This window comes from Pseudomonas sp. CP4 (genome assembly GCF_047758505.1).
Taxonomy (GTDB): Bacteria; Pseudomonadota; Gammaproteobacteria; order Pseudomonadales; family Pseudomonadaceae; genus Aquipseudomonas; species Aquipseudomonas fluorescens_AO.
In genome coordinates this window covers 1,166,139-1,178,528 of record NZ_CP180489.1, presented here as the reverse complement: position 1 = coordinate 1,178,528, position 12,390 = coordinate 1,166,139, and the positions used below count along the sequence as shown (strand labels likewise).

The following is a 12,390-nucleotide window of genomic DNA, read 5'->3' as shown; positions in this document are numbered from 1 at the left end:
AAACGCGTGCAAGAGTTAATCGAGTCGGTAGGACAACTTTCGGCTAAGCAAAGAAAGGCTCTGGCGGTTCTGCTCAAGCAGAAAGGCGTCAACCTCTTTGACATTGCCCCGGTTTTCAAGCGCACGGCTGAAGAGCCGTTGTTGCTGTCCTACGCTCAGCAGCGCCAGTGGTTCCTCTGGCAGTGGGCACCGCACAGCGCGGCCTACAACATTCCGACGGCCCTGCGCTTGCAGGGGCCGCTGGATGTGCCGGCACTGGAGCGCAGCATCGCGGCGCTGATCGAGCGCCACGAAACCCTGCGCACGGTGTTCTCTCAAGACAGCGCGCAACCCTTGCAAGTGGTCCTGCCCGCAGGACCTTTTACTCTCGATATTCATCACCTGAGCGCTGATCTGGCGAATGACCCGGAGCACTCGATCGAAGCTTTCGTCCAGACCCAGAGCCAGAAGACTTTCGATCTGCAGCACGGCCCGTTGCTGCGTGCCGCGCTGCTGCAGGTCAACCCCGCTGAGCATGTGCTGGTGCTGACCCTGCACCACATCGTTTCCGATGGCTGGTCGCTGCAAGTGATGATCGAGGAACTGGTGCAGCTCTACGCCGGTTTCAACCTCGGTCACGACGCCGGTCTGCCGGCCCTGCCGATTCAATACGCCGATTACGCCTTGTGGCAGCGCCAGTGGATGGAGGCCGGTGAGCAGGAGCGACAACTGGCCTACTGGCAGGAAAAGCTCGGCGGCGAACAACCGGTGCTGGAACTGCCGCTGGATCGCCCGCGCGCGGTCGATCAAAGCTTTGCCGGCGCCAGCCATAACCTGATTCTCGACACGGCGCTAAGCAATTCCCTCAAGGCCTTTGCCCGGCAGGAAAACGTCACCCTGTTCGTGTTGCTGCTGGCTTCGTTTCAGGCCTTGCTGCATCGCTACAGCGGGCAAAGCGACATCCGTGTCGGCGTGCCGGTGGCCAACCGTGGCCGGGTGGAAATCGAGCGGTTGATTGGCTTCTTCGTCAACACCCAGGTGCTCAAGGCGGACATCGACGCAGAGCTGCCGTTTATCGAACTGCTGCGTCAGGTCAAACAGACCGCGCAGGAGGCGCAGGCGCATCAGGATTTGCCGTTTGAGCAACTGGTCGAAGCGCTGGAACCGGGCCGCAGCCTCAGCCACAGTCCGCTGTTCCAGGTGATGTTCAACCACCAGGCCGAGCGCCGTGCCAGCGTCGCCGCACGCCTGAACGGCCTGAACATCGAACCGCTGGAATGGCAGAGCCAGACCGCGCAATTCGACCTGACCCTTAACACCACCGAACAGGCCCACGGCATCGAAGCGGTGCTCAAGTACGCCACTGACCTGTTCGACGCAGCGACCATCGAGCGCCTGGCGCAGCACTGGACTGCGCTGCTGCAGGCGATCGTCGCCGAGCCGGCCCAGCGCATCGGCCAGTTGCCAATGCTCGATGCAGGCCAGCAGCAACAGCTGTTAGCCCTATGGAATCCGCCGCTGATTGAACAACCGCTGACCCAGTGCCTCCAGCAAGCCATCGAGGCCCAGGCCGAGCGGCATGCCGATGCGTTGGCGGTGAGCTGTGCCGGGCAACGCCTGACTTACGCCGAGCTCAATCACCGCGCCAACCTGTGGGCGCATACGCTGATCGAGCAGGGCGTCGGCCCGGACGTGCGCGTCGGCGTTGCGGTCGAGCGTTCGCTGGACATGATCGTCGCCATTCTCGCGGTGCTGAAGGCCGGCGGCGCCTATGTGCCGCTGGACCCGAGCTACCCGGATGACCGCTTGAGCTACATGATCGACGACAGCGGCATTCACTTGCTGTTGACCCAGGGGCATTTGCTCGGGCAATTGCCGCTGCCGCCGGGGCTGATCTGCCTCGATCTGGATCAAACGCCGGAACACGGCATCGCAAGCAACCCGCCATGCCTGACCACGCCGGACAATCTGGCCTACGTCATCTACACCTCCGGTTCCACCGGCAAACCTAAGGGCGCGCTGCTGCCGCACGGCAACGTGATGCGCCTGTTCAGCGCCACCGAGCACTGGTTCGATTTTGGCCCGCAGGACAGCTGGACGCTGTTCCATTCCTACGCGTTCGACTTTTCGGTGTGGGAGATTTTCGGCGCGCTGTTGTACGGCGGCAAACTGGTGGTGGTGCCGCACGATGTCAGCCGTTCGCCGGAAGATTTCTACACGCTGCTGTGCGATGAAAACGTCACGGTGTTGAACCAGACACCTTCGGCATTCAAACCACTGATGCAGGTCGCCTGCGAGTCGAGCCGCAGCAATGCCCTGCGTTACGTGGTGTTCGGCGGCGAGGCGCTGGAAGTACAAAATCTGCGTCCGTGGTTCGAGCGTTTTGGCGACCGCGCGCCGACGCTGATCAACATGTACGGCATCACCGAAACCACCGTGCACGTGACCTACCGGCCGTTGTCGCTGGCGGATCTGCAGAGCAACCACAGCAGCCCGATTGGCGCGCCGATTGTCGACCTGTCGTGGTACTTGCTCGACAGCTCGCTGAACCTGGTGCCGCAAGGCTGCATCGGCGAGTTGTACATTGCTGGCGCCGGTTTGGCTCGTGGGTATCTGAATCAGGCCGGCATGAGCGCCACCCGCTTCGTGCCCGACCCGTTCAACCGCAAGGCCGGCCAACGTCTGTACCGTACCGGCGACCTCGCACGCCTGCGCGGCGATGGGGTGATCGAGTACATCGGCCGTATCGACCACCAAGTGAAGATTCGTGGCTTCCGTATCGAGCTCGGTGAAATCGAAGCGCAACTGCTCAAGCATCCACAGGTGCGCGAAGCGGTGGTGCTGGCGGTGGACGGCCTCAGCGGCCAGCAACTGGCGACCTGGGTCGTGCCGGTTGAGACATTGAACGGCGACGAGCAGGGCGCGCTGCGTGATTCGATCAAGGCGCACCTGCGCGAAACCCTGCCGGATTATATGGCCCCGGTCAGTTGGGCGTTCCTCGACCGACTGCCGCTGACCGCTAACGGCAAGCTCGATCGCAAGCAACTGCCGCAACCGGATGTGGCGCAAGTGCAGGAGGCCTACGCGGCGCCGCGCAGTGAACTGGAGCAGCGTCTGGCGGAGATCTGGCAGGACGTGCTCAAAGTCGAACGGGTCGGGCTTCACGACAACTTTTTCGAGCTGGGCGGCGATTCGATCATTTCGATTCAAGTGGTCAGCCGCGCGCGGCAGGCCGGCATTCGCTTTACGCCCAAGGACATTTTTCAGCATCAGACCGTGCAGCGCTTGGCCACCGTGGCGCAGCAGAGCGACGCGGTGCAGACGGAGCAGGGCGAAGTGCTTGGCGACGCGCCGCTGACGCCGATCCAGCAGTATTTCTTCCACAGCGACATCCCGGCGCGGCATCACTGGAACCAGTCGATCCTGCTGACCCCGGCGAAAACCCTGCAAGCCACTGCGCTGCAACAGGCCCTGGCGCAGGTGCAAAAACAGCATGACGCCTTGCGTCTGCGTTATCGCCAAACCGAGCAGGGCTGGCAGCAAAGCCACGGCGCGGCGGATCAGCCACAAGACTTGTTGCGCAGCTTTACGCTGGACGACAGCGCGGCATTGCCAGCGCTGTGCCTTGACCTGCAACGCAGCCTCGACCTGCACAACGGCCCGCTGATCCGCGCGGCGCTGATCGATTTGCCGGACACCAGTCAGCGTCTGCTGCTGGTGATTCATCACCTGGTGGTCGATGGCGTGTCGTGGCGAATCCTGCTCGAAGACCTGCAAAGCGCCTATCAGCAGATCAGCAGCGGACAGCGCGTGCATCTGCCGGCCAAGACCAGCGCGTTCAAGGACTGGGGTTCGCGCCTGCAAGAACATGCGCGCAGCACGGCGCTGGCAAGCGAACTGGTGTACTGGCGCGAGCAGTTGCGCGACGCGCCGCTCGGTTTGCCGCTGGATAATCCGCAGGGCCAATTGAACAACCGCTTCGAACGCAGCGTCGACACGCGGCTGGACGCCGAACGTACCCGCCAATTGCTGCAACAGGCCCCGGCGGCATATCGCACTCAAGTCAACGACCTGCTGCTGGCCGCACTGGCGCGGGTGCTCTGCGAGTGGACCGCTAGCGACAGCGCGCTGGTGCAGCTCGAAGGCCATGGCCGCGAAGACCTCTTCGATGACATCGACTTGAGCCGCACCGTGGGCTGGTTCACCAGCATGTTCCCGGTACGCCTGACACCAAACGCCAGCCTGGAAAGCTCGATCAAAGGCATCAAGGAGCAACTGCGCGCGATTCCCAACAAGGGCATCGGCTATGGCTTGCTGCGTTATCTCGGCACCGCCGACGCACAAGCGGCGTTGCATGAACTGGCGCAACCGCAGGTGACGTTCAACTACCTCGGCCAGTTCGATAACAACTTCGATGAAGACGCCTTGTGGCGGCCGGCCACCGAGGACAAGGGCGCCGGTCAGGACGAAAGCGCGCCGATGGCCAACTGGCTGACCATCGATGGCCGGGTTTATCGGGGCCAGTTGAGCCTGACCTGGACCTACAGCAGCGACGTCTTCGAGGAGGCGACCATTGCCGCTCTTGCCCGCGCCTACGAAGTGGCACTGAACGAATTGATCGACCACTGCCTCAGCCATGCGGGCGGCCTCACGCCGTCTGACGTGCCGCTGGCCGGTTTGTCCCAGGCGCATCTGGACAGCCTGCCGATTGCCGCCCAGCGCATCGAGGACATTTATCCGCTGGCGCCGATGCAGCAGGGCATTCTGTTCCACAGCCTGTACGACGCCGACGCCAGCGCCTACGTCTATCAGATGCTGCTGGACATCGACGGCCTCGACGTTGCGCGGTTCCAGCAAGCCTGGCAACGGGTGGTCGATCGCCATGAAGTGCTGCGCGCCGGTTTCATCTGGGGCCGCGATGGCCTCGATGCACCGTTGCAGGTGATCAACCGCCAACTGACCCTGGAAATGCGGGAAATCGATGTGCGCGATGCCGCCGATCTGCCGGCGCTGCTTGAAGCGCGGGCGCAGGCCGACCGCGAACGCGGCTTCGATCTGCAGAATCCACCGTTGTTGCGCCTGTGCCTGCTGCGCACTGCCGACGATCGCCATCGACTGATTTTTACCTGCCACCACATCCTCATGGATGGCTGGAGCAACTCGCGGATGTTCGGCGAAGTGCTGCAGGATTACGCCGGCCAGCCGGTGCCGAGCGCACAGGGCCGCTATCGCGATTTTCTGGTCTGGCTGCAGGGCCAGGACAAGGCTGCCGCGCAGGACTTCTGGCGCGGGCAACTGGCCGAACTCGACGAGCCGACTCGACTGGCCTCGGCCTGCCACGGACGCACCGTGCCGGGGCCGGGCAAACAGATGCATCGTCTGCATTTCGATGAAGCGTTGACCCAGCGTCTGAACAGCTTCTCCCGTCAGCAACAGGTGACCCTCAACAGTCTGGTGCAGGCAGCGTGGCTGCTGGTGTTGCAGCGCTACACCGGGCAGGCCACCGTTGCGTTTGGCGCCACGGTATCCGGGCGTCCGGTGGATTTGCCGGGCATCGAGGAGCAACTGGGGCTGTTCATCAACACCTTGCCGGTGATCGCCAGCCCGCAGGCCAGCCTCAGCGTCGGCGATTGGGTGCGCAGCGTGCAGGACAAGAACCTGCTGTTGCGCGACTACGAACAGACGCCGTTGCAAGACATTCAGCGTCTGGCCGCATTGAGTGGCGAAGCGTTGTTCGACACCTTGCTGGTGTTCGAGAACTATCCGGTGTCCGATGCGTTGGAGGCCAATCCTGGCGGGCTGGGTTTTTCCGGTCTGGAGCATCGCGAGCAGACCAACTATGGCCTGACCCTGATCGCTGGCGCCAGCGAAGTGCTCAACCTTGATTTCAACTACCTCACCGAACACTTTGCCGAGCGCAACGTGCTTGCTCTGGCGGCGCATTTGCGCGAGGTGCTGGAGCAATTTATCCAGGCGCCGCAGCGGGCACTCGGCGAGATCGCTCTACTGCCGCTGGCCGAGCGTCAGACGCTGGCGCAGTGGAACGACAATTACGCGGCTTATCCGGCTGAGCGGCTGATTTCACAGAGCTTTGAAGCGCGGGAGGCGGCGCATCCGCAGGCACTGGCGTTGAGTCATGCCGGCGTGGCCCTGAGCTACGGCGAACTGAACCGCCGCGCAAACCAATTGGCCCGGCATCTGGTGACGCTGGGTGTCACCGCCGAAGTACGCGTCGGCGTGGCGCTGCCGCGTTCGGCGGAACTGGTGATCGCCCTGATGGCGGTGCTCAAGGCCGGTGGCACCTACGTGCCGCTGGACCCGGAATACCCGGCCGACCGCGTGGCCTACATGCTCGATGACAGCCAGGCGAAAGTCCTGCTGACCCAGCAAGCGTTGCTGGGGCAACTGCCGTCCAGCGAAGCGCAAGTGGTGCTGGTCGAGGCCGGCGGCGAGGCATTCGCCGCGCAGGCACCGGACAACCTGCCGGCGCGCGCTGACTCGAGCAGTCTCGCCTACGTGATTTACACGTCCGGTTCCACCGGCAAACCAAAAGGTGTGGCCATCGCCCATCGCAACGTGCAGGCGCTGATTCATTGGTCCGCCGAGGTCTACAGCGAGGACGATCTGCAAGGCGTGCTGGCCTCGACGTCGGTGTGCTTCGACCTGTCGGTGTGGGAGATTTTCGTCACCCTGGCGCGCGGCGGGTCCATGGTCATGGCGCGCAATGCTCTGGAGCTGCCGGACTTGCCCGAGCGTGATCAGGTGCGCCTGATCAACACCGTGCCGTCGGCGATTGCCGCATTGCAACGCATCGGCCAGATCCCGCCGGGCGTGCGCATCATCAATCTGGCCGGCGAGCCGCTCAAGCAGGCGCTGGTCGACACCTTGTACCGCGAGACTTCGGTCGCCCACGTTTACGATCTGTACGGGCCTTCCGAAGACACCACGTATTCGACCTGGACCCGCCGCGAACTCGGCGGCCAGGCCAATATTGGCCGGCCATTGCGCAACACCACCGCGTACCTGCTCGACGAGCAATTGCTGGCAGCCCCAGTCGGCATTGCAGCGGAGCTGTATCTGGCCGGCGAGGGCATCACCCGTGGCTATCTGTTGCGCCCGGGCCTGACCGCCGAACGTTTCGTGCCGAATCCGTTGGCGAACAATGGCGAGCGCATGTACCGCACCGGCGACCTGACGCGTTTCATGGACGACGGCCGTATTGAATACGTCGGCCGCATCGACCATCAGGTCAAGGTGCGCGGCTTCCGTATCGAGCTCGGCGAAATCGAAGCGCGTCTGCTGGCCCAGGCCAGCGTGCGCGAAGGCGTGGTGCTGGCGGTGGATGGCGTTGGCGGCCAGCAACTGCTGGCTTATGTGGTGCCGGCCGAGGCCGATCAAAGCCTGGCGCAACTGGACTCGCTGAGTGCTGAGTTGCAAGCCGCGCTCAAGGCGCATCTGCCGGATTACATGGTGCCGGCGCAGTGGCTGTTCCTCGAACAATTGCCGCTGACACCCAACGGCAAACTTGATCGCAAGGCTTTGCCGGCACCGGATGCCAGCCAGGCACAACGCGATTACGTCGCGCCGTCGACGCCGCTGGAGCAGCAGTTGGCCGAGGTCTGGCAGGACATTCTGAAGATCGAGCAGGTCGGCGTGACCGACAATTTCTTCGCCCTCGGCGGTGATTCGATCATCTCGATTCAATTGGTCAGCCGCGCGCGGCAGCAGGGCATTTGCTTCACGCCCAAAGACCTGTTCCAGCAGCAGACGGTGCAGAAACTGGCCGCAGTGGTTTCGCTGGAAGACGCACAATCCGCCAGCGCCGGCGACTACCCGTTGGCGCAACTGGATCAGGCGCAGCTCGATGCGTTGCCGGTGCCGGCGGAGCTGATCGAAGACGTCTATCCGCTGTCGCCGATGCAGGAGGGCATGCTCTTCCACACCCTGTCGGATAACGGCAGCAGCCTTTATGTGCAACAGGTCAGCCTGCCGATCAAGGGCCTCGATGTGGAGCGTTTCCGCCAGGCCTGGGAATTCATCATTGTGCGTCAGGCGATCCTGCGCACCAGTTTCCATTGGCAGGACGGTCTGGCCAAACCGCTGCAGGTGGTGCATCGCCATGCGCCGTTGCAGATGCAGGTGCTCGATTGGCGTGGGCAGGACTGCAGCGAGGCGGCGATTGCCGAGTTCGCCAGCGCCGACCGCGCATTGGGCTTCGACTTGGCCGAAGTGCGTTTGCAGCGGGTGACCCTGCTGCATCTGGGCGCCGAGCAGTACCAGATGATCTGGACCAGCCACCACATTCTGATGGACGGCTGGAGCAGTTCGCGGCTGTTCGGCGAGGTTTTGCAGTACTACTCCACGGGCGAGGTGACTGGCGAAAATGGCCGTTATCGCGACTTCATCGCCTGGTTGCAGGCGCAGGATCAGGATGCGCAAGAGCTGTTCTGGAAGGCGCGTCTGGCGGTGGTCAACGAACCGACCGCGCTGAGTCAGGCGATGCACCCGCGTCACAGTGCCGACGTTACGGGTCACGATGCGCTCTATTCGAACTGGGACAAAGCGCAAACCGCGCGTCTGCTGGAGTTCTGCCGCGACCTGCGCATCACCCCCAACACGCTGATTCAGGGCGCGTGGCTGCTGCTGTTGCAGCGTTATACCGGCCAGCAGACGGTGACGTTCGGCGCCACCGTGTCGGGGCGTCCGGAAAGCCTGCCGAATGTCGGCAACATGCTCGGCCTGTTCATCAACACTTTGCCGATCATTCAGACCCCACAGGCCGATCAGCGTCTGGCCGACTGGCTGGGGCAAGTGCAGGCCTACAACCTGGACATTCGCGATTACTCCCAGGCACCGCTGGCCGATGTGCAGCGCTGGTCGAACCTTGGTGGTCAGGCGCTGTTCGACAGCATCGTGGTATTCGAGAACTTCCCGATCGACGAGCGCTTGCAGGAAGAAACCGACACCGAGCTGACCTTCGGCAAATCCATCGGCCACGGCGTGACCAACGTGCCGATGGACCTTGCGGTGATGCTCGGCGACGAGTTGTCGATCGAGTACCTGTACCTGCGCAGTCACTTCAGCGCCGAGGCGGTAGAAGGCATTCGCCTGACCCTGGAAAACACCCTCGCGGCGATGATGGCCGCGCCTTATGAGCGACTGGGCAACTTGCAGCGTCTGTCCGCCGAACAATGGCAAGCGGCGCAGGCCTGGAGCGCCGAGCCGGCGCACCGCCATGAGCCTCGCCTGTTGCCGGAGTTGATCGGTCGTCATGCGCAACAGCAGCCCGACGCGATCGCGGTGCAATGCGCCGGCGAAAGCCTGACCTACGCAGAGCTGGAGCGGCAGGCCAATCGACTTGCGCAGTGCCTGATCGCCCATGGCGCTGGGCCGGAAGTGGTGATCGGCGTGGCGTTGCCGCGCTCGCTGGAAATGCTGGTGAGTTTCCTCGCCGTGCTCAAGAGCGGTGCGGCGTACGTGCCGCTGGACATCGATTATCCGCCCGAGCGCTTGGCGTACATGATCGAAGATTCGCGCATGGCCCTGCTGCTGACGCAAACCAGCCTGCGCGCGACGTTGCCTGCACCACAAGGCGTGCGGCGTCTGGAAATCGATCAACTCGATCGCAGTCTTTACAGCGATGCCGCCCCGGTCTGCGATGTTTACGAGCAGAGCCTGGCCTATCTGGTTTACACCTCCGGTTCCACCGGACGGCCGAAAGGCGTGGCCGTTACTCAAGGCCCGCTGAGCATGCATTGCCAGGCCATCGCCGAACTGTACGAAATGGACGCCAGCAGTTGCGAGCTGCACTTCATGTCGTTCGCTTTCGACGGCGCTCACGAACGCTGGCTGAGTACCTTGTACAGCGGCGGTCGTCTGGTGATTCGCGACGGATGCCTGTGGACCCCGGAGCAGACCTATCAGGCCTTGCACGATTACGGCGTGACCATCGCTTGCTTCCCGCCGGCCTATCTCAAACAACTGGCCGAGTACGCGGCCGCCAGTGGCATTGCACCGCCGCCGGTGCGCATCTATTGCTTCGGTGGCGATGCGGTGCCGGAGCAGACCTTCGAACAGGTCAAAGCCGCGTTGCGTCCGCAGTACTTCACCAACGGTTATGGCCCGACCGAAACCGTGGTCACGCCGATGCTCTGGAAAGTCGCCATCAGCGAGCACTGCGAAGCGGCGTATGCGCCGATCGGCCGCGCGGTCGGTGCGCGCTCGCTGTACGTGCTCGACGACGATCTGAATCCGCTGCCGCCGGGTTTTGCCGGTGAGTTGTACATCGGCGGTTACGGCGTCGCTCGCGGTTATTACGGGCGCCCCGACCTGACTGGCGAACGCTTCGTGCCCAACCCGTTTGCGGCCGGCGAGCGCCTGTACCGCAGCGGCGATCTGGTGCGCCGCCGCCCGGACGGCGTGGTCGATTACGTCGGGCGCATCGACCATCAGGTCAAGGTGCGCGGCTTCCGCATCGAGCTGGGCGAAGTCGAGGCCAGCCTGCGTCAGTTGCCGGCAGTCAGCGATGCGCTGGTGATTGCCCGCGACAATGCCTCCGGCAAGCAACTGATCGGTTATGTGGTCACCGCCACGGGTGATGATATCGGCGATGAACTCAAGGCCGGGCTGCGTGCTTCGCTGCCGGAATACATGGTGCCGGCGCAGATCGTCTGCCTCAGCGCGTTCCCGGTTACGCCCAACGGCAAACTCGATCGCAAGGCACTGCCGGAGCCGGAGTTCAAAAGCGACGAATATGTTGCCCCGCGCACCGAGCAGGAACGCCTGCTGGCGGAAATCTGGGCGCAGGTGTTGCAGGTCGGGCAGGTCGGTATCAGCGATAACTTCTTCGAACTGGGCGGCGATTCGATCCTCAGCCTGCAAGTGATCTCGCGGGTGAGAAACCATCCGACCCTGCAGATGGAGCTGAAGCTGCGCGATCTGATGCGCTATCAAACCATCGCCGGCATTCTCGAGCAGCAAGTCGCGAAGGAGGGCACTGGGCAAGCGCTGCCGGACCTGACTCAGGTTGCCGCAGAGGGCGCGTTCAATCTGCTGCCGATCCAGGAGTGGTTCTTCGCCGAAGGCATGGCCGAGGCGCATCACTACAACCAGTCGTTGCTGCTCAGCGCACGTCAGCCGCTGGATCTCGATGCACTGGAACAGGCGCTGGGCTTGATCGAACAGCATCACGATTCGTTGCGTCTGCGTTTTTCCAACGACGGCGGACGCTGGTTGCAGCGCTACAGCACCAGCGCCTCCGACGAGGCTGTGCTGTGGCGCCGTGAAGCGCAAAGCAGCGAAGAGGTCGAAGCCTTGGCCAACCTCGCGCAGCGCAGCCTCAGACTCGATGACGGACCGGTCTGGCGGGTCATGCATGTGGCCTTGCCGGATGGTCAGGTGCGGTTGCTGGTGGTGATTCATCACCTGGTGGTCGACACCGTGTCGTGGCGAATTCTGCTCGACGACCTGAAAGTCGCTTATGAGGCGTGCGTGCAGGGGCTGGCGCCGCAACTGCCGATTCGCACCAGCAGTTACCGTTCGTTTGCCGAGGCATTGCAGGCGCAGGCGCCGGTGATTGCCGATCAGGAATTGAACTATTGGCTGGAGCAACTGGATCAACCGGGCGTTGATCTGCCGTGCGACAACCCGCGCGGCAAGAACCTTGTGCGGCAACAGGCGCAGGCACGGCTCAAACTGTCCCGCGAGCACACCGAACAACTGCTCAAACAGGCCCCGGCGGTGTACGGCACGCAGATCAACGACTTGCTGTTGTCAGCGCTCAGCCGTGCCCTGTGCCGCTGGAGCCAGCAACCGTCGGCGCTGATCCTGCTTGAAGGGCACGGTCGCGAAGACCTCTTCGAATCGATCGACCTGAGCCGCAGCCTCGGCTGGTTCACCAGCATGTTCCCGGTGCGTTTGCGCCCGGACGGCGACGACATCGGCCAGTCGATCATCGATGTGCAGGCGCAACTGGCGGGCGTACCGCAGAAGGGCATCGGCTACGGCGTGTTGCGTCATCTGGCCGGGCCGGAAATCTCGGCGCAACTGGCCGGATTGCCGCAGGCACGGGTTACCTTCAACTACCTCGGGCAGTTCGACCAGAGCTTCGATGAACAGGCGTTGCTGGTGCCGGCACTGGAAGAGACCGGCGACAACTACAGCCTCAAGGCGAACCTGGGCAACTGGCTGGAAATCGTCGGCCAGGTCTATGACGGGCAACTGGCGTTGCGCTGCATTTACAGCAGTCAGCGTTACCGCGCCGGCACCATGGATGCGCTGATGAGCGATTACCAGCGTGAGCTTGAAGCGTTGATCGAGCATTGCATGGCACGGGTGGGTTGATCGCCCGGTCTTTTGCGCGGGCGCTACTCAGGCGCGCCCGTCCTATTGCGGATACAAGGATTTTTATCG

At 63.2% G+C, this 12,390-nt stretch carries 1 protein-coding gene; it reads left to right on the top strand.

From position 1 onward, the window contains the following. Positions 1-6: 6 nt before the first annotated feature. Positions 7-12,321, top strand: a complete 12,315-nt coding sequence (locus ACMYUN_RS05140; protein WP_415763142.1) for a non-ribosomal peptide synthase/polyketide synthase — start codon at positions 7-9, stop codon at positions 12,319-12,321. The last annotated feature ends 69 nt before the right edge of the window (positions 12,322-12,390 follow it).